Annotated in this window: 13 protein-coding genes and 2 rRNA genes (1 of these 15 running past the window's edge); 13 read left to right on the top strand and 2 right to left on the bottom strand. The window is 61.1% G+C overall.

Annotation, left to right across the window (positions count from 1 at the left end; translation table 11 throughout):
- The 3 genes from AC0R79_RS21335 to mrdA form a co-directional block, all read left to right on the top strand.
- A 23S ribosomal RNA gene (locus tag AC0R79_RS21335) occupies positions 1–1,918 on the top strand; it begins 973 nt to the left of the window's first position.
- A gap of 157 nt (positions 1,919–2,075) precedes the next feature.
- Positions 2,076–2,191, top strand: a 5S ribosomal RNA gene (gene rrf, locus AC0R79_RS21330).
- Positions 2,192–2,406: 215 nt separating this feature from the next.
- The gene (gene mrdA, locus AC0R79_RS21325) at positions 2,407–4,299 is read left to right on the top strand and encodes a penicillin-binding protein 2 (protein ID WP_085608182.1); all 1,893 of its coding nucleotides are present in this window, start codon (positions 2,407–2,409) and stop codon (positions 4,297–4,299) included.
- A gap of 12 nt (positions 4,300–4,311) precedes the next feature.
- Here the strand turns inward: mrdA and AC0R79_RS21320 are convergent, their stop codons facing one another.
- Complete coding sequence (locus AC0R79_RS21320; RefSeq protein ID WP_474731624.1) at positions 4,312–5,271, bottom strand: LysR family transcriptional regulator; 960 nt, start codon at positions 5,269–5,271, stop codon at positions 4,312–4,314.
- Between the two features lie 144 nt (positions 5,272–5,415).
- Here AC0R79_RS21320 and AC0R79_RS21315 point away from each other — a divergent pair, with 144 nt between their 5' ends.
- Genes AC0R79_RS21315 through AC0R79_RS21305 form a run of 3 tightly spaced genes read left to right on the top strand, consistent with a single transcriptional unit; the run spans position 5,416 to position 8,395 of the window.
- Positions 5,416–6,717, top strand: a complete 1,302-nt coding sequence (locus AC0R79_RS21315; RefSeq protein ID WP_474731623.1) for an MFS transporter — start codon at positions 5,416–5,418, stop codon at positions 6,715–6,717.
- Complete coding sequence (locus AC0R79_RS21310; RefSeq protein WP_085608183.1) at positions 6,714–7,469, top strand: class II aldolase/adducin family protein; 756 nt, start codon at positions 6,714–6,716, stop codon at positions 7,467–7,469. The genes AC0R79_RS21315 and AC0R79_RS21310 overlap by 4 nt, the downstream gene beginning before the upstream one ends.
- Positions 7,466–8,395: a 2-hydroxyacid dehydrogenase gene (locus tag AC0R79_RS21305; protein ID WP_375747602.1), complete on the top strand. Its 930-nt coding sequence runs from the start codon at positions 7,466–7,468 to the stop codon at positions 8,393–8,395. The genes AC0R79_RS21310 and AC0R79_RS21305 overlap by 4 nt, the downstream gene beginning before the upstream one ends.
- Here the strand turns inward: AC0R79_RS21305 and AC0R79_RS21300 are convergent.
- Positions 8,389–9,324 carry a LysR family transcriptional regulator gene (locus AC0R79_RS21300; RefSeq protein ID WP_375747601.1) on the bottom strand — a complete coding sequence of 312 codons (936 nt, stop codon included), beginning with the start codon at positions 9,322–9,324 and terminating at the stop codon, positions 8,389–8,391. The two genes, AC0R79_RS21305 and AC0R79_RS21300, sit on opposite strands and share 7 nt — an antisense overlap.
- Positions 9,325–9,486: 162 nt before the next feature.
- On the opposite strand from AC0R79_RS21300, the gene AC0R79_RS21295 reads away from it, so the two are divergent.
- The 7 genes from AC0R79_RS21295 to qhpG all read left to right on the top strand — a co-directional run bounded on the left by AC0R79_RS21295 (position 9,487) and on the right by qhpG (position 18,792).
- Positions 9,487–10,797 carry an MFS transporter gene (locus AC0R79_RS21295; protein WP_474731621.1) on the top strand — a complete coding sequence of 437 codons (1,311 nt, stop codon included), beginning with the start codon at positions 9,487–9,489 and terminating at the stop codon, positions 10,795–10,797.
- A 22-nt stretch (positions 10,798–10,819) separates the two neighbouring features.
- Positions 10,820–12,058 (top strand): Zn-dependent hydrolase, encoded by a 1,239-nt coding sequence (locus tag AC0R79_RS21290; RefSeq protein ID WP_474731620.1) that lies wholly within the window; start codon positions 10,820–10,822, stop codon positions 12,056–12,058.
- A 3-nt stretch (positions 12,059–12,061) separates the two neighbouring features.
- Positions 12,062–13,087, top strand: a complete 1,026-nt coding sequence (locus tag AC0R79_RS21285; protein WP_474731619.1) for a histone deacetylase family protein — start codon at positions 12,062–12,064, stop codon at positions 13,085–13,087.
- A 123-nt stretch (positions 13,088–13,210) separates the two neighbouring features.
- Entirely contained in the window at positions 13,211–15,115 is a 1,905-nt protein-coding gene (locus AC0R79_RS21280; RefSeq protein ID WP_474731618.1) for a sigma-54-dependent Fis family transcriptional regulator, read from the top strand.
- Complete coding sequence (locus tag AC0R79_RS21275) at positions 15,115–16,833, top strand: ABC transporter ATP-binding protein (protein ID WP_474731617.1); 1,719 nt, start codon at positions 15,115–15,117, stop codon at positions 16,831–16,833. Before AC0R79_RS21280 ends, AC0R79_RS21275 begins: the two co-directional genes overlap by 1 nt.
- On the top strand, positions 16,823–17,500 hold the full coding sequence (gene qhpE / locus AC0R79_RS21270) for a subtilisin-like serine protease QhpE (protein WP_474731616.1): 678 nt from the start codon (positions 16,823–16,825) through the stop codon (positions 17,498–17,500). The genes AC0R79_RS21275 and qhpE overlap by 11 nt, the downstream gene beginning before the upstream one ends.
- Entirely contained in the window at positions 17,497–18,792 is a 1,296-nt protein-coding gene (gene qhpG, locus AC0R79_RS21265) for a flavin-dependent monooxygenase QhpG (protein ID WP_474731615.1), read from the top strand. The genes qhpE and qhpG overlap by 4 nt, the downstream gene beginning before the upstream one ends.
- The last annotated feature ends 7 nt before the right edge of the window (positions 18,793–18,799 follow it).

Raw genomic sequence — 18,799 nt, 5'->3', positions numbered from 1 at the left:
AACCCAGACCGTCAGCTAAGGTCCCAAAGTTATGGTTAAGTGGGAAACGATGTGGGAAGGCTTAGACAGCTAGGAGGTTGGCTTAGAAGCAGCCACCCTTTAAAGAAAGCGTAATAGCTCACTAGTCGAGTCGGCCTGCGCGGAAGATGTAACGGGGCTCAAACCATACACCGAAGCTACGGGTATCACGTAAGTGATGCGGTAGAGGAGCGTTCTGTAAGCCTGTGAAGGTGAGTTGAGAAGCTTGCTGGAGGTATCAGAAGTGCGAATGCTGACATGAGTAACGACAATGGGTGTGAAAAACACCCACGCCGAAAGACCAAGGTTTCCTGCGCAACGTTAATCGACGCAGGGTTAGTCGGTCCCTAAGGCGAGGCTGAAAAGCGTAGTCGATGGAAAACAGGTTAATATTCCTGTACTTCTGGTTATTGCGATGGAGGGACGGAGAAGGCTAGGCCAGCTTGGCGTTGGTTGTCCAAGTTTAAGGTGGTAGGCTGAGATCTTAGGTAAATCCGGGATCTTAAGGCCGAGAGCTGATGACGAGTTGCCTTTAGGCGACGAAGTGGTTGATGCCATGCTTCCAAGAAAAGCTTCTAAGCTTCAGATAACCAGGAACCGTACCCCAAACCGACACAGGTGGTTGGGTAGAGAATACCAAGGCGCTTGAGAGAACTCGGGTGAAGGAACTAGGCAAAATGGCACCGTAACTTCGGGAGAAGGTGCGCCGGTGAGGGTGAAGCACTTGCTGCGTAAGCCCACGCCGGTCGAAGATACCAGGCCGCTGCGACTGTTTATTAAAAACACAGCACTCTGCAAACACGAAAGTGGACGTATAGGGTGTGACGCCTGCCCGGTGCCGGAAGGTTAATTGATGGGGTTAGCTAACGCGAAGCTCTTGATCGAAGCCCCGGTAAACGGCGGCCGTAACTATAACGGTCCTAAGGTAGCGAAATTCCTTGTCGGGTAAGTTCCGACCTGCACGAATGGCGTAACGATGGCGGCGCTGTCTCCACCCGAGACTCAGTGAAATTGAAATCGCTGTGAAGATGCAGTGTATCCGCGGCTAGACGGAAAGACCCCGTGAACCTTTACTATAGCTTTGCACTGGACTTTGAATTTGCTTGTGTAGGATAGGTGGGAGGCTTTGAAGCGTGGACGCCAGTTCGCGTGGAGCCATCCTTGAAATACCACCCTGGCAACTTTGAGGTTCTAACTCAGGTCCGTTATCCGGATCGAGGACAGTGTATGGTGGGTAGTTTGACTGGGGCGGTCTCCTCCTAAAGAGTAACGGAGGAGTACGAAGGTGCGCTCAGACCGGTCGGAAATCGGTCGTAGAGTATAAAGGCAAAAGCGCGCTTGACTGCGAGACAGACACGTCGAGCAGGTACGAAAGTAGGTCTTAGTGATCCGGTGGTTCTGTATGGAAGGGCCATCGCTCAACGGATAAAAGGTACTCCGGGGATAACAGGCTGATACCGCCCAAGAGTTCATATCGACGGCGGTGTTTGGCACCTCGATGTCGGCTCATCACATCCTGGGGCTGAAGCCGGTCCCAAGGGTATGGCTGTTCGCCATTTAAAGTGGTACGCGAGCTGGGTTTAGAACGTCGTGAGACAGTTCGGTCCCTATCTGCCGTGGACGTTTGAGATTTGAGAGGGGCTGCTCCTAGTACGAGAGGACCGGAGTGGACGAACCTCTGGTGTTCCGGTTGTCACGCCAGTGGCATTGCCGGGTAGCTATGTTCGGGAAAGATAACCGCTGAAAGCATCTAAGCGGGAAACTTGCCTCAAGATGAGATCTCACTGGAACCTTGAGTTCCCTGAAGGGCCGTCGAAGACTACGACGTTGATAGGTTGGGTGTGTAAGCGCTGTGAGGCGTTGAGCTAACCAATACTAATTGCCCGTGAGGCTTGACCATATAACACCCAAGCAATCTGTAGACTCGAAAGAGACCAGATTGCGGTGTGTGAAGACGAAAATGAACCGAAAGTTCGACGCTCACAAAACACCGAAAGCTGTCACATACCCAATTTGCTGAAGCGAGGCCATCCGGTCACGACTCAGTATCCGAATTTCTTGACGACCATAGAGCGTTGGAACCACCTGATCCCATCCCGAACTCAGAAGTGAAACGATGCATCGCCGATGGTAGTGTGGGGTTTCCCCATGTGAGAGTAGGTCATCGTCAAGATTAAATTCCGAAACCCCAATTGCGAAAGCAGTTGGGGTTTTGTTTTGCCCGCAGGAAAGTTCCTAGAGAAACCCCCAGCCGTCGCGATCGCAACCATTGGGGAAATCCCTCTGAAATGACCGCCCGGTTTTTGGTATGGTGCAGCTCGTTTTTTAACGGACTGATGTTACGCCCAAGGATCGGCGCTCATTTTTTGTCAAAGAGTGGCTGCAGAAATGCCCGAACCCATCCCTATCAAGGATCACGAAAAAGAGACGCGACTGGTCAACAAACGCCTGATCGCCTGTGCCTTGTTCGTCTTCGCCGTCAGTTGCGCGTTGGTTGTGCGCCTGTACATCCTGCAAGTCGTCGAGTTCGACTACCACTCGACCATCTCCGAAAACAATCGCGTCCACGTCCTGCCGATCCCGCCGACTCGCGGCCTGATCTACGATCGCAACGGCGTATTGCTGGCCGACAACCGTCCCAGCTACAACCTGACCATCACCCGCGAACGCGCGACCGACGTCAACCAGGAGCTGGATGAAGTCATCAGTCTCCTGCACCTGCCCGCCGAAGACCGCACAGTCTTCGATAAAGCCATGAAGCAGTCGCGTCACCCGTTTACACCCGTAACCCTGTTCTATGAACTGACCGAAGAACAGATCGCTGTGCTGGCAGTCAACGAATTCCGATTGCCGGGCCTGGATGTCGAGCCGCAATTCGTTCGTAACTACCCACTGGGCGCGCACTTCGCCCACTCGATCGGCTACGTCGGCCGCATCAACGAAAAAGAATCCAAGACCCTCGACTCCGTCGAATACCGCGGCACCCAGTCCATCGGCAAAACCGGTATCGAACGCTTCTACGAGCCACAACTGCACGGCCACGTCGGTTACGAGGAAGTAGAGACCAACGCTCAGGGCCGCGTACTGCGCGTGCTGAAACACACCGATCCGATACCAGGCAAAAACATCGTCCTGAGCCTCGATATCAAGCTCCAGGAAGCCGCCGAAGCCGCTCTGGGCGACCGTCGCGGCTCGGTCGTTGCGCTGGACCCCTCGACCGGCGAAGTACTGGCCATGGTCAGCAACCCGAGCTTCGACCCCAATCTGTTCGTGACCGGTATCAGCTCCAAGGAATATTCCGCGCTGCGCGATTCCATCGACCGCCCGCTGTTCAACCGCGTGCTGCGCGGTCTGTATGCACCCGGCTCGACGATCAAGCCGGAAGTGGCCATCGCTGGACTCGACGCCGGCGTGGTCACGCCTCAGACCCGCGTCTTCGATCCGGGTTACTACCAACTACCGGACTTCGACCACAAGTACCGCAACTGGAACCACAGCGGCGACGGCTGGGTGGACATGGACGCGGCGATCATGCGTTCCAACGACACCTACTTCTACGACCTGGCGCACAAGCTCGGCATCGATCGCCTGCACGATTACATGGCGATGTTCGGCCTCGGCGAGAAAGTCTCGCTCGACATGTTCGAGGAGTCGCCCGGCCTGATGCCGTCCCAGGCCTGGAAGCGCGCCACGCGCCGGCAAGCCTGGTTTCCCGGCGAAACCGTGATCCTCGGTATCGGTCAGGGCTACATGCAGGTCACGCCGCTGCAATTGGCTCAAGCCACCGCACTGATTGCCAACAAGGGCATCTGGAATCGTCCGCACTTGGCCAAGACTGTCGATGGTGTGGCGCCGGTGGACGAACACCCGATGCCGAACATCCTGCTCAAGGATCCGCGTGACTGGGAGCAGGTCAACCACGGCATGCAGATGGTGATGCACGACGCCCGAGGCATTGCTCGTGCGGCGGCGGCCGGTGCGCAATACCGCATCGCCGGCAAGAGCGGTACGGCGCAGGTGGTGGCGATCAAGCAGGGGGAGCGCTACAACCGCGAGAAAACCCTCGAACGTCACCGTGACAACGCCTTGTTCGTTGGCTTTGCGCCCGCCGAACATCCAAAAATCGCGATCTCGGTGATGATCGAAAACGGCGAGGCCGGTGGCCGGGTCGCAGGTCCGGTGGTGCGGCAGATCATGGACGCCTGGCTGCTCGACCAGGACGGTCACCTCAAGCCGCAATACGCGGCGCCGACCAAGGCACCGGGCGATCCCCACGTGTAATCCGCTGCAGCTTCACAGCACAGGCTCACGCAAGCTGAGCATGTGCTGGAAGCTGTTGATGAACACCGTTTCCGCCTGAGTCATCTTCTGTTCGCGATTCCACAGCAGCTGGATATCGAAATCCACCACCCCATCCTCCGGCGGCAAGCGCCACAGCAAGCCTTGTTCGACATCTCGTCGCACCAGGTGAATCGGCAGACAGCCAATTCCGAACCCCGCACAGATCAGACGATAAATCTCTTCGAAACTGGTGGAGGAGGCGACGATCTTGCCGGTAAATCCCTGCTGGTCACGAAACAGCGTCAACGGCGAAAGATTGCCGCCAAGCTGATCGCTGGTGAAGCTGACGAAGTTCTCCGCCGCCAGCTGTTCCAGCGTCAGATTCTGCTGTCCGAACAGTCGATGCCGCTGCCCGCAAAAGTACGCATAGCGCTCACGAAACAATACTCGTTGTTCCAGCCTCGGCTGCGGTAGACGACACAATCCGACTCCCACCGTAGCGGTCTTCTGCAGCAATGAACTGATGATGTTCGAGCTACCCATCACCTCGACTTCCAGCTCGATTTTCGGGTGAGTTTCGTGGAAGTCCGCAAGAAACTCATCGTAATGCCGCGCCTGAACGCCACTCACGGTGAGGATACGGATCTTGCCCACCACGTCGTCATGGCGGTTTTCGACCACGGTGCCCAAACGAGAAATATCGCCGTAGATATCCGCCGCAATCCGCAGGACTTCTTCACCGGTTTCCGTCAGATCAAAGCGCCGTCCGCTGCGGGCAATCAACACACAATCCAGTTGTTCTTCGAGACGTTTCAACGCCTGGCTGACCGCCGACTGAGTGATGTGCAGCCGGGCAGCGGCGCGGCTCATGCTGCCTTCCTGACCGATCACCAGATAGGTGCGCAGCAGGTTCCAGTCCAGCCGGTCATTTAGAAAACGCCGGCCGACCCAAGGATTAGCGGAAGAGGTCATGTAGTAGTCACGCTAATAGTAAAGATAAGTTTTTGAAAATTGACTAATCCTGTCATGGAAGCGATAAAGCCCACAAGCGCCGCAGAGCGCGACCGTCAGCCGCCTCGACACCTGCCCAAAACTATAAATACACAGGGTTCTTGCATGCACACCACCGCTCAGCCGCGTCGCGCCGCGGCCGCTGCCTTCATTGGCACGACCATCGAGTTCTACGATTTCTACATCTACGCCACCGCTGCCGCACTGGTGCTCGGGCAGGTGTTCTTTCCCAGCAGCGACCCGGTGACCAGCACGCTCGCCGCGTTCGGCAGTTTCGCCGTCGGCTTCATCGCCCGCCCGATGGCCGGGATGGTGTTCGGTCATTTGGGCGATCGTCTCGGCCGCAAGAAAATGCTGCTGGTGACCATGGCGCTGATGGGTCTGGCTACCGCAGGTATCGGTCTGTTGCCGAGCTACGCCAGCGTCGGCATCTGGGCGCCGATCGGGCTGATTGTTCTCCGTTTGATTCAGGGCATCTCCGTCGGCGGCGAGTGGGGCGGGGCGGTGTTGATGGCCAGTGAGCACGCGCCGGCCAAACGCAAAACCTTTTACGCCTCGTTCGCCCAGCTCGGCAGCCCGGCGGGTTTGCTGCTCGCGTTGATCGCGTTCCGTCTGGTGACGTCGCTGCCGCCGGAAGACTTCCTCGCCTGGGGCTGGCGTCTGCCGTTTCTCGCCAGTGGCGTGCTGATGATGGTCGGTCTGATGATTCGTTCCGGGGTGCATGAATCACCGGAATTCGCCAAGGCCAAGGACAACAACGAAACCGCCAAATACCCGGTGAAAGACGTGATCCGTCAGTGCTGGCGGCAGATCCTGTTCGCCGCCGCCGCAGTCACCATCGGCTCGGCCGGGTTCTTCTTCACCAACACCTTCATGATCACCTACGTCACCCAATATCAGGGCATCCCGCGCGCAACCATTCTCGACTGCCTGTTCCTGGTGACGGTCATTCAACTGCTGTCGCAACCGGTGTCTGCGCTGCTCGCCGAACGCATCGGCGAAGGTCGATTCCTGATGCTGGTGGCGTTGCTGTGCATGGTCACGCCATACCCGATGTTTCTGCTGGTCGGCACTCAGAACATCCTGCTGATGACCCTCGGCATCGCCGTCGCGGTGGTGATTCTCTCGGCTTTGTACGCGGTGATCGCCGGATACATGACCCAGGCCTTCCCGGTGCATCTGCGCTACTCGGGGATCTCCATCGCCTACCAATTGAGCTGCGCGTTGGCCGGCGGCACCACGCCGCTGATCGGCACGCTGCTGGCCAGCAAGTTCTCCGGGCAGTGGCTGCCATTGGCAGTGTTCTTCACGCTGCTGTCGGCCCTGTCTCTGATCGGTGTCTGCGGCCTCGCGCGTCTGCGGGCCAACCCGGTCGTCCTTTATACCAACAAAGAGGTGTATTCGTGAGTAAGCCCGCCCACATTGATCCGATCGAATGGCAAGCCCGTTGCGAGCTCGCGGCGTTATACCGATTGATCGCGCACTTTCGCATGACCGACCTGATCGACACCCACATCACCCTGCGGATTCCGGGGCCTGAGCATCATTTCCTGATCAACCGCTACGGGGTGATTTTCGACCGCATGCGCGCTTCCGATCTGGTGCGCATCGATCAGGACGGGCGCATCGTCGACCCGGAATACGCCGGGCATCGGGTCAACGCCGCCGGCTTCGTGATCCACTCGGCGATCCACATGGCGCGCCCAGATCTTAACTGCGTGATCCACACCCACACCGCCGCCGGCATGGCCGTCGCCGCGCAGAAACAGGGCCTGCTGCCGATCAGTCAGCACGCACTGAAGTTCTACGGAAAACTCGCGTACCACACCTACGAAGGCATCGCGCTGTCGCTGGACGAGCGCGATCGGTTGATCGCCGACCTTGGCCCGCATCGCGCCATGATCCTGCGCAATCACGGCCTGCTGGTCGGCGGTTCCGGCGTGGCCCAGGCGTTCCAGGAAATCCATTTTCTGGAGCGTGCCTGCCAGGCCCAAGTGCAGGCGTTGGCCGGTGGCTGCGAACTGCATTTCCCCTCGCCGGAAGTCTGCGCCCACACCGCCGAACAGTTCGACCGCGATGAACAGGACAACATCATCGACCTGGCCTGGGAGGCCGCACTGACCCTGATCGAATCCCAGCGCGAGTCCTATCTGTCATGAACACCGTTGCACTGATGTCCCGCGACACGCTGTTGCTCAAACAATTGCAGGAAGCCTTTGCCCGCCGCGCGCCGCAGCTTTCGGCGGTGCTGGCCGACGATCCCCGGGCGGTGAATGCGCAGATCGCAGCATGCTGGTTTCCGCTGGCGGACAGTCTCGCCGCGTTGCCCAATCTGCAAGTGATTCACTCGGTCGCCGCCGGTATCGATCACTTGGAACACGATCCTTCATGCCCGGATCTGCCGGTGTGCCGGGTGGTCGATCCCGGTCATCGGCAAGGCATGACCGAGTACGTACGCTGGGCGGTGATTCACTATCATCGCGGCTTCGATCAAGTGCTCGAGCAACAGCGCCAACAGCATTGGGAGCGACCGCTGCAACGCCCGGCCCATGAGTTTCGGATCGGTGTGATGGGGCTCGGCTCGCTCGGCAGCGCGATCGCTCAAGACCTGGCCAACGCTGGTTACGAGGTGCGTGGCTGGGCGCGCAGCAAAAAGGATTTACCGGGCGTGCAGACCTTCGCCGGCACTGATGCTTTCAACCCGTTCCTCGACGGCGTGGAGTTGCTGATCAATCTGTTGCCGCTCACCCACGAGACTCGCGGCATCCTCAATCGCCAGACTTTCGAGCACTTGGCCAACGGTGCGGCACTGGTCAACGTCGGGCGCGGCGGGCATCTGAATATCGAGGATCTGCAGCAGGCGCTGGCCCGGGGAAAACTGCGTGGTGCGCTGCTCGATGTCTTCGAGCAGGAACCGCTGCCCGCCGATCATTCGCTGTGGAAAACCCCGGGCGTGACCATCACCCCGCACATGGCTTCGGCGGCTTCCCACGATTGCATCGCTGAACAGATCGCCGAGAACTTCCGCCGTTTGAATGCCGGTGAGCCTTTGCTCAACAGCGCGGATCGACTGCTCGGTTACTGATCCGCCAGGCAGGCCTGCAAGCGTTCGATGAACAGCGTTTCGGCGTGGCTCATGCGCTGGTCGCGGTTCCACAACAGATGAATGTCGACATCGGCAATCCCCTCGTGGGGCGGCAGGCGCCAGAGCAATCCGGCCTCGACGTCCGCCGCCACCACGTGCTCCGGCAAGCAACCGATGCCGAACCCGGCGATCACCAGTCGCCGGACTTCTTCCAGGCTTGGCGATGAGGCAACGATGCGTCCGCTGAAGCCCTGCTGATCGCGAAAAATCGTCAGCGGCGAGAGCATTCCGCCAATCTGGTCACTGGTGAAACTGACGAAGTTCTCCCGCTGCAAATCACCTTCGCCGATGTCCTGTCGGCCAAACAGCGCGTGGTGCTTGCCACAGAAAAACGCATAGCGCTGACGCAGGAACAGGCGCTGTTCCAGACGCGGTTGCGGGCGGCGATTGAGGCTGAGGCCGAGGGTCGCGGTTTTCTCCTGAAGGGCGCTGACGATGTCCGAGCTGCGCATCACATCGACCTCCAGGTCCACCCGTGGATACTGCCGATGAAAGTCAGCGAGGAAGTCATCGAAGCGCTCGGAGAAAATCCGGCTGATGATCAGCAGTCGCACCTTGCCAATCACTTCGTCGGCCGGTTGCTCCAGCAGGCTGCTGACCTGGGACATCTGCCCGTAGATCTCGCCGGCCAGTTCGAAGATCTGCTCGCCGACTTCGGTGAGGGCAAAGCGCGGGCCGCGCCGGGCGATCAACTGTCGGCCCAGTTGCTCTTCAAGACGCTTGAGTGCCTGGCTCACCGCCGGTTGGGTCAGGTGCAGACGCGCGGCGGCACGGCTGATGCTCAGCTCCTGGCCGATCACCCGGAAGGTGCGCAGCAGGTTCCAGTCGAGGCGGTCGTTGAGCAGGCGTTGCACATCACGTTCAGCCATGGCGGCTCTCGATTATAAGGTGAGTTAATACTCGGAATAATAAATAGAAAATTGACTAATCATAGCCCCGGGACGATAAATCACCCCACGACAGGCGCCGCCAGAGCGCCTCGGATTTGCGTTTTCCTCCTGCCAAAAAAACAATCAAAGGAGCCCGACCCCATGAAGCCCCACGCTTCGAACCAGCCGCGCCGTGCGGCGGCCGCAGCCTTCATCGGCACCATGATCGAGTGGTACGACTTTTACATTTACGCCACCGCCGCCGCGCTGGTGTTCGGCGCGCTGTTCTTTCCCTCCGACGATCCGCTGTTCAGCACCATGGCCGCATTCGGCACCTTCGCCGTGGGCTTCTTTGCCCGGCCGTTGGGCGGGATCATTTTTGGTCATATCGGCGACCGAATCGGCCGCAAGAAATCGCTGATCATCACGCTATTGATGATGGGTGTGGTCACGGTGTGCATCGGTCTGCTGCCGACCTATGCGCAGATCGGCGCAACCGCACCGGTGCTGCTGATTCTGCTGCGTATCGTCCAGGGCATCGCCGTCGGTGGCGAGTGGGGCGGGGCGGTGTTGATGGCCGGCGAGCATGCGCCGAAGGGCCGGCGCAATTTCTTCGCGTCGTTCGCGCAACTGGGCAGCCCGGCGGGTTTGATCCTGTCGCTGCTGGCGTTCAGCGCGGTGACCCGTTTGCCGGAAGAAGACCTGATGAGTTGGGGCTGGCGTTTACCGTTCCTCGCCAGTGCGCTGTTGCTGCTGGTGGGCCTGGCGATCCGACTGGGCGTGAACGAGTCGCCGGAATTCCTCGCCAGCCGCGAGCAAGCCAGCAAGCAAATCAAGAAAGAGCAGGCGCCGGTGATGGAAGTGCTGCGCACCGCGTGGCGTCCGCTGTTGCTGTGCATCGGTGCCAACACGCTGGGCATCGCCGGGGTGTATTTCACCAACACTTTCATGATCGCCTACACCACTCAGCAACTGGCGCTGCCACGTTCGCTGATTCTCGAATGCCTGTTCTTCGTCGCGATCATCCAGTTCTGCATTCAACCGCTGGCGGCGTGGACGGCGGAGAAGATCGGTGCGACGCGTTTCCTGTGTCTGGTGTCGCTGCTGGCGATGGCCTCGCCGTACCCGATGTTCGTGCTCGTGAGTACGGCCCAGGCGCCGCTGATCATCCTCGGCATCGCGCTGGCGGTGGTGTGCATGGCCTCGTTCTATGCGGTGATCGCCGGTTACGTCAGCGGCATGTTCGAGACTCGTGTGCGCTACACCGCGATCTCGCTGGCCTATCAGATCTGCGGCGCGGTGGCCGGTGGGCTGACGCCGCTGATCGGCACGATGCTGGCGCACAAATTTACCGGCCAGTGGTGGCCGATGGCGGTGTTCTACAGCCTGATCGCCGGCATTTCGCTGGTCTGCGTGCTGTCCCTCGCCCGTCGTCACGCCAGTGCCCATCGCGCGGAAATGGCCCGTGCCTAACCCGGAATTTCAGGAGAACCTCATGTTGAAAATCAATGGCGAACGCCTGTGGGCGAGCCTCATGGCCATGGCCGAAATCGGTGCGACGGCCCGAGGCGGCAGCTGCCGTCTGGCGCTGAGTGATGAAGACAAGGCCGGCCGCGAACTGTTCGCCCACTGGTGCCGCGAAGCGGGAATGACTCTGAGCGTGGACGCCATCGGCAACCTGTTCGCCCGTCGCGCCGGCACCGATCCTGACGCCGCACCGGTGATGATGGGCAGCCACCTCGACACCCAGCCCGAAGGCGGGCGTTTCGATGGCGTCTACGGCGTGCTCGCCGGGCTGGAAGTCGTGCGTTGCCTCAATGACCTGAACATCCAGACCCGCAAACCGCTGGAAGTGGCGGTGTGGACCAACGAAGAAGGCGCGCGCTTCACCCCGGCCATGTTCGGCTCGGCAGTGTTCACCGGGATCATGGAGCTGAACGCGGCGCTGGCGGTGCGCGATGTCGATGGCATCAGCGTTGCCGAGGCGTTGCAGCGTACCGGTTACGCCGGTGAGCGTCCGTTGGGCGGCGCGGTGGATGCGTATTTTGAAGCGCACATCGAGCAAGGCCCGATCCTTGAAGACAACGCCAAAAGCATCGGCGTGGTCACGGGCGGTCAGGCGATCCGCTGGCTCGATGTGCGCGTGGAAGGCATGGCCGCCCACGCCGGCACCACGCCGATGCCGCTGCGCAAAGATGCGCTGTACGGTGTGGCGCGGATGATTCAGGCGATTGAAGGTCTGGCCGCAGATTTTGCCCCCGAAGGCCTGACCACGGTCGGCGAGTTGAGTATCAACAAGTCTTCGCGTAACACCATTCCGGGGCTGGTGAATTTCACCGTCGATCTGCGTCATCACCGCGATGACGCCATTGCCGCCATGGAGCAACAGGTCCGCGCCCGGTTGCAGGCCATCGCCGATGGCCGAGGCCTGAACCTGACGATCACCCCGCACTGGATCAGCCCGGCCACGCCGTTCGACGCCGAATGCGTGGCAGCCGTGCAAGAGGCGGTGGATGCGCTGGGCTACGCTCAGCAGTCGATTGTCAGCGGCGCCGGCCATGACGCGATTCACCTCGCGCGTTACTGCCCGACGGCGATGGTGTTCATTCCGTGCGTTGGCGGCCTGAGCCACAACGAAGCCGAAGACGTGTTGCCCGAAGACGTGAAGCAGGGCACCGATGTATTGCTCAACGCCGTGCTGGCCCGCGCCGGTCGAATCGAACAGGGAGCCTGAACCATGCGCAGTTTTTTCCACCCCGAACAATTGCTCCACCATCCTCGCAGCTATTACTCGCGTGGGCAGATGCGTACACCGCAGGAAGTCCCCGAGCGTGCGCAACGTCTGGTGCAGGCCGCCCATGGCTTGGGCTTCAGTGTCGAGCAACCCGCCGATGCCGGCCTCGCACCGTTGCTGGCGGTGCATGGCGCGCCGTATCTGACGTTCCTTCAGGAAGCGCACGCACGCTGGAAAGAAATCCCCGAAGACTGGGGCGATGAGGTGATGTCGAACATCTTCGTCCGCGAGCCCAATGCATTGCGCGGCATCCTCGCCCAGGCAGCGCGCTATCTGGCGGACGGCAGTTGCCCGGTCGGCGAGCAGACCTGGCGCTCGGCGTACTGGTCGGCGCAAAGCGCAGTGGCCGGGGCTCAGGCGCTGATCGACGGTGAGCCGGCGGCCTACGCCTTGTGCCGTCCGCCGGGGCACCATGCCCGGGCCGAAGCGGCGGGCGGTTTCTGCTACGTGAACAACGCGGCGGTGGCGGCGCAGGTGCTGCGCGACAAGTTCGATAAAGTCGCGGTGCTCGACACCGACATGCACCACGGCCAGGGCATCCAAGAGATTTTCTACGATCGCGATGACGTGCTTTACGTCTCGGTGCATGGCGATCCGACCAACTTCTATCCGGGCGTCGCCGGGTTCGCCGACGAACGTGGCAGCGGCGCGGGGGAGGGCTTCAACCTCAATCTGCCGATGGCCCATGGTTCAAGCGAAGCGGATTTCCTCGGGCAACTGGAAGTCGCATTGAACGCGGTATGCGAGTTCGGCGCCGAGGTGCTGGTGTTGTCGTTGGGCTTCGATATCTATGAGCTGGACCCGCAAAGCAAAGTCGCCGTGACCCGTGAAGGCTTTGCGGCACTGGGTGAGCGGATCCGCAGCCTGGGCCTGCCATGTCTGATCGTGCAGGAAGGCGGCTATCACCTGGAAAGTCTCGAAGACAACGCCCGGGCGTTTTTCGTGAATGCCGAGGTGTGGCAGCGCTGAGGCAATCCGCCTGCTGGAACACAAGCGCCCTACGGTGCTTGCCATCGCCCTGACGTTAACGTAAACATTGGCGTCAGGGCGCTGATGTAAAAAAGCGCAAAGCGGACCGCTCCGGAGCGCTTGATGACTCTTATAAAAACAACCGATCCCAAGTCTCACCACGAAGCCCGGCTGGCCCGGGAAAAACTCCATCTCGAAGGGCAGGTCCCGGATGGCGTGTTGCGTGCGGAGATCGATGCTTCGTGGCGGCGCAGCCTGAGCCACGGCGTGCATTTCAATGGCAAACATGAGCTGGCGCTGGAGTCGAGCGCGAGTCTCGATGTGTTGCTGGCGAGCAATCGCCTGCTGATCGATGCGGCGATACCGGCCATCGATTACCTGGCCGAACGTCAGGGCAAGGAAGGCCTGATCATCCTCGCCAATTCCGACGCCACCATTCTTGCGGTCGAGGGACGTGCCGACCGGCTCAAGGGCAGCGGCCTGCAGGACATCACCCTCGGCGCTTGCTGGAGCGAAGCCGCTCGCGGTACCAACGCCCTCGGCACGGCGCTGGTGGAAGCGCGGCCCACCCTGATCGATTGCGGCGAACACTACCTCGACCGCCTCACCGACTTCTCCTGCACCTCGGTGCCGATTCATTGCCCTCAGGGCGAAATTCTCGGCGTCCTCGACCTGACCCGCGAAGGCCCGCTCGGCCGCGTCCATGACAGCACCGCGCTGCTGAGCATGGCGGTCAGCCAGATCGAGAGTCGGGTGTTCAACAACAGTTTTCCCGATCAGATTGTCCTCGCCTTCCACAGTCGCCGGCAGTATCTGGAATCGCCATGGCAAGGCTTGCTGGCGGTGAGTCTCGGCGGGCAGATTCTGGCGGTCAGCGCCCAGGCCTGCCAGTTGCTGCGGGCCGAACGTTCGGCGCTGGTCGGACGGCGTTGCGAAGAGTTTCTCGGGGTCGATGGCGTGCAATTGCTGACCCGTCTGCAACAGGGCGGCGTCGGCAGTGTGCAGACCGCCAAGGGCGAGTTTTTCTACAAAACCCTGCGAGCCCCGGCGCGTTCGGTGAACCTCGGCGGCCCGCCGCGCAGCGTGGCGAAAACCGCCAAGGCGCAACCGGATCTGGAAGCCCTGGCCGGCAACAACACCCGCTACGCCCGCGCCTTGCGCATGGCCCGCCAAGGTCTGGCCAATGAGTTGCCGGTGCTGTTGCTCGGCGAAACCGGCACCGGTAAAGAAGTGATCGCCCGCGCCCTGCACCTGGCCGGCAGCCGCAGCGACAAACCCTTTGTGGCCGTGAACTGCGCGGCGATTCCCGAAGGCCTGATCGAATCGGAACTGTTTGGCTACCGTGAAGGTGCGTTTACCGGATCGCGCCGTGGCGGCATGATCGGGCGCCTGCAACAGGCCCACGGCGGCACGCTTTTCCTCGATGAAATCGGTGACATGCCGCTGGCCTTGCAGGCGCGTCTGCTGCGGGTTTTGCAGGACCGCAAAGTCGCGCCGCTGGGTGCCGGGGAAGAGCAGGACATCGACGTCGCGCTGATCTGCGCCACCCACCGCGACCTCAAGCGTCAGGTCGAGGACAAACAATTTCGCGAGGATCTGTTCTATCGGGTCAACGGCATCAGCGTGATGCTCCCGGCCCTGCGAGAGCGTGATGATTTCAGCGCGCTGGTCACTCGGCTGCTGGGCAAACTCGACGCGCCGAACGCCGTGCTGCACGACGACCTCAATCGCCTGCTCGGCGCTTATCACTGGCCGGGCAACATCCGTCAACTGGAAATGGTCTTGCGCACCGCTTTGGCCATGCGCGAACCCGGTGAAACGGTGCTGACCCTCGATCACCTGCCCGACAGCATGCTCGACGAACTGTCCCTCACCGAGAAACCCCAGACCGGCAGCATTCGCGAGAACGAACTGGAGATGATCCGCCAGTCCCTCGACACCCATCAGGGCAATGTCTCGGCCGCGGCCGACGCCCTCGGCATCAGCCGCGCGACTCTGTACCGCAAACTCAAACAGTTGCGCTCGTGATGCAGCGCCTGTTCGTGCGGCTGATCGACAGCCAGAACCCCGCCGCACTGCAAGCGTCGTTGCGTTGGCTATACGGTTTCGTGCGGCCGCAGCGTCTGGCCATTGCCGGCCTGCTCGGTCTTTCGGTGTGCGCGTCGCTGCTGGTGCTGGTGCAGCCGTGGCTGATCAAACTGCTGATCGACGACGGCTTGCTGGCGCGCAACTTTCCGATGCTGGTACTGATCGCGGTGTTGATGATCATCGCGGGACTGCTCGGCACCGCGTTGTCGGGGATCAATCGCTATCTGCACACGCGCCTGTCCGGGCGGATTCTGTTTGCCCTGCGCGATGACCTTTACCGGCATTTGCAGAAGCTCTCGCCAAGCTTCTACGGCCAACGGCGGATCGGCGATCTGATGTCGCGGCTCGACGGCGATGTGGCGGAGATTCAGCGCTTTGCCGTGGACTCGTTGTTCTCGGCGGTATCGAGTGTGATCGGCCTGGTGGTCGCGATCGCGATGCTGTTCACGCTGTCGTGGAAACTGTCATTGCTGGCGCTGGTGCTGATTCCGCTCGACGTGCTGTGGCTGCGCTGGATGCGGCGCAAGGTCGAGCGCGATGTGCGGCAGTTGCGCGAGCGTTCGGCGGACATGTCGTCGTTCATGGTCGAGACCCTGCCGGTGATGAAGTTCATCCAGTCCGCCGGCCAGCAGCAGCGTGAAGCGTGGCGTCTGGAAAGCCTCGGGCAAGGCTACATGAACCAGTTGCTGCGCCTGCAAGTCACCGAGTTTTTTACCCAGGCTGTGCCGGGCACATTGACCTCGCTGTCCCGCGCCTGCGCGTTTTTGATCGGCGGTTATTGGGTAGTGCAGGGCACCTGGCAACTCGGCGCGCTGATCGCGTTTTCCACTTATCTGGGGATGGCGGTCGGGCCGGTGCAGAGCCTGTTGGGGTTGTACGTGGCGATCCAGCGCATGACCGTCAGTCTTGGGCGAGTCATGGAGTTGCGTGGCGAAGAACCCACGGTGTTTTCACCGGTCGCGCCGAAACCGTTTCCGACTTCGGGCGAGCTGCGTTTCGACGCGGTGCACTTCAGCCATCCGGGCCGCCCAAGTACGTTGAGCGGGATCGAAGCGACGATTCCCTACGGTTTGAAAGTCGCCTTGAGCGGCGGCTCCGGCGTTGGCAAATCGACGCTGATCGACCTGCTGCAACGGCATCACGATCCGCAGGCCGGGCGGGTGTTGCTCGGCGAAGTGGATCTGCGTGAACTGGAACTGTTCGAACTGCGCCGACGCATCGCCGTGGTCAGTCAGGACATCGTGCTGTTTCGCGGCAGCCTCGCCGACAACCTGGCTTACGCAGTGCCGGACGCCAGCCGCGAAGCCATCGCCGAAGTCGCACGGCTGGCGCAACTCGACAGCCTGATCGCGTCGTTACCCGCAGGCCTCGACAGCCCATTGGGCGAGCGCGGTCAGCAGTTGTCCGGCGGACAGAAACAGCGGATCGCGATTGCCCGGGCGCTGTTGCAGGATCCGCTGATTCTGGTGCTCGACGAGGCTACATCGGCCGTCGACGAAACCACCGAGCGCGAAGTGATCGAAGCCATCGACCGGTTGTTTGCCGGGCGCACGCGGATCCTCATAAGCCATCGTCCGTCGACCCTGGCCGATGCCGATCTGCGCTTTGAATTGCTCGACGGTGTGCTCATTTCGAAAACGGTGCTGCATGAAGCCTGAATTGCGGATTGGTGTGGTCGACAGCGGGCACTCGGCGGCGCAGCGAGTGCAAGTGATTGCCGGGCGGCGATTCTCGTTGCTGGAGGATGGACTGGCTGAATCCGATTTGCGCGACGATCCCCTCGGGCATGGCAGCGCGGTGATCGAAGCAATCAGCCGTCGGGCACCGGCCGCACAGATTTGCGTGGCCCAAGTGTTCGATCAGCGCGGCATTACCAGCGCTTTGCAGATCGCCTCGGCCATCGACTGGCTGGTGGCGCAGGACGTGCGGCTGATCAATCTGAGCCTCGGCCTGCGCCAGGATCGCAGCCTGTTGCGCGAGGCCTGCGCGGCGGCGGTGGCCCATGGAGTGTTGCTGTGTGCATCGAGCCCGGCGCAGGGCGCGGCGGTGTTTCCAGCGAGTTATTCGCAGGTGTTGCGGGTGACCGGCGATGCGCGTTGTACCGATGAGCAATGGTCATGGCTCGACAGTGCGCAGGCGGATTTTGCCGCGTGTGTTCGCGGCACTTATCCGGGGCAGTCCGGGGCCAGTCTGGGGTGTGCCGCGTTGAGCGGGCATATTGCCGGCTATCTGCTGGAGTATCCGCAGGCGAGCAATGTCGAAGTTATTGACTGGCTGAAACAGCACGCTAGTTATCGCGGCCCTGAACGGCGTTTCGATCCGTGACTTCGATCCTGATTCTCGGTGCCGGTCCGGCTGGTGCGGCGGTCGCATTGGGGCTGCGACGACTGGGTTACGCGGTGACGCTGGTCAGCGAATGGCGGCGGTTTTCGGCCCTCGAAGGTGTGTCGCAACGGGTGTTGGAGGCGTTGCGTGGTACCGGGTTGAATCATGCTTTGGCGAATGCCACGTTGCCGTCCCAAAGGCAGGTTGCGTGGAACGGTCAGCAGCATGCGCAGAACATCGAGTTTTTGCTGGATCGTCCGACTTTTGATCGCGGCTTGCGTGAAGACTTGCGGGTGGCCGGGGCCGAGGTGATTGAAGGGCGAGTCCTGAATGTTCATTCCTCGGCTGAGGGGCATCGGGTTGAACTCGATGGCGGTCAGACGCTAACGGCAGATTTTCTGGTGGAAGCCCGTGGGCGACAGGCGCCGGCGTCCGGTAAAGGTCTGCGCGGGCCGGAGACGGTCAGCCTGCTCAATCGCTGGCAAGGCGCGCCGGGTGTGACTGCCAGCGCCGTGGAAAGCCTTGAAGACGGCTGGGCGTGGATGGCCCGACGGGACGATGGCCAGTGTTATTGGCAGTGGACGGTGGATGTGGCCAGCGCCCAATTACCGGGCAAGGCGCAGTTGCTCGACTACTGTCGCGCGCGGCGTAAGGCCTCGGAATTTGCTCAAGCCTTCTTTGCCGCCGGGCAGGAATTGGAGTTGCAACTGCACGCTCGCAGCAGCACCGCGATTCTTGCGCACCAGGTCTGCGGTGATAACTGGATTCGTGTCGGCGATGCCGCGATGGCAGTGGACCCGCTGTCGGGTAACGGGATTTTTCAGTCGCTGTCCTCGGCGTTGCAGGCGCCGGTGGTGATCAACACGCTGTTGCGCAAACCGGAACGAGCGGCGCTGGCCCAGCGTTTTCACCGTCAGCGTGTGGAGCAACTATTCCTGCGTTTTGCGCGGATCGGCCGGGACTTTTATGCCGATGAACAGCGTTGGCTCGATCAGCCGTTCTGGCAGGCGCGGCGGCAGTGGCCAGATGCTGAAGTGGCTCATGCGCAAGCGGACTTTGCCGCGTTGCGCATCGAGCGGATGCCGGTGTTGCGTGACGGGTTTGTCGATGAAGCCGAGGTGGTGATCACGGCGGATCAACCGCTGGGGATCTGGCATGTGCAAGGTGTCGAGCTGGCTCCGCTGGTGCATCGCTTGCGCGATGAACCGGCAGATCAGGTGTTGGCGGGATTGACGCTTGAGCAGGGGCGAGCCGTTCGCGGGTGGCTGTTGGCTCAGGGTTTCAAACCCTGAGCCGTGA

The sequence above is a fragment of the Pseudomonas sp. HD57-3 genome (genome assembly GCF_056113135.1).
Note: the sequence above shows the minus strand (reverse complement) of the source record. Positions and strands in the feature narration are given on the sequence as shown.

Coding starts and splice junctions, on each gene's coding strand:
- AC0R79_RS21295 (WP_474731621.1), top strand. CDS start 9,487: ATGAAGCCCCACGCTTCGAACCAGCCGCGCCGTGCGGCGGCCGCAGCC.
- mrdA (WP_085608182.1), top strand. CDS start 2,407: ATGCCCGAACCCATCCCTATCAAGGATCACGAAAAAGAGACGCGACTG.
- AC0R79_RS21275 (WP_474731617.1), top strand. CDS start 15,115: ATGCAGCGCCTGTTCGTGCGGCTGATCGACAGCCAGAACCCCGCCGCA.
- qhpE (WP_474731616.1), top strand. CDS start 16,823: ATGAAGCCTGAATTGCGGATTGGTGTGGTCGACAGCGGGCACTCGGCG.
- AC0R79_RS21315 (WP_474731623.1), top strand. CDS start 5,416: ATGCACACCACCGCTCAGCCGCGTCGCGCCGCGGCCGCTGCCTTCATT.
- AC0R79_RS21285 (WP_474731619.1), top strand. CDS start 12,062: ATGCGCAGTTTTTTCCACCCCGAACAATTGCTCCACCATCCTCGCAGC.
- AC0R79_RS21305 (WP_375747602.1), top strand. CDS start 7,466: ATGAACACCGTTGCACTGATGTCCCGCGACACGCTGTTGCTCAAACAA.
- AC0R79_RS21320 (WP_474731624.1), bottom strand. CDS start 5,271: ATGACCTCTTCCGCTAATCCTTGGGTCGGCCGGCGTTTTCTAAATGAC.
- AC0R79_RS21290 (WP_474731620.1), top strand. CDS start 10,820: ATGTTGAAAATCAATGGCGAACGCCTGTGGGCGAGCCTCATGGCCATG.
- AC0R79_RS21280 (WP_474731618.1), top strand. CDS start 13,211: ATGACTCTTATAAAAACAACCGATCCCAAGTCTCACCACGAAGCCCGG.
- AC0R79_RS21300 (WP_375747601.1), bottom strand. CDS start 9,324: ATGGCTGAACGTGATGTGCAACGCCTGCTCAACGACCGCCTCGACTGG.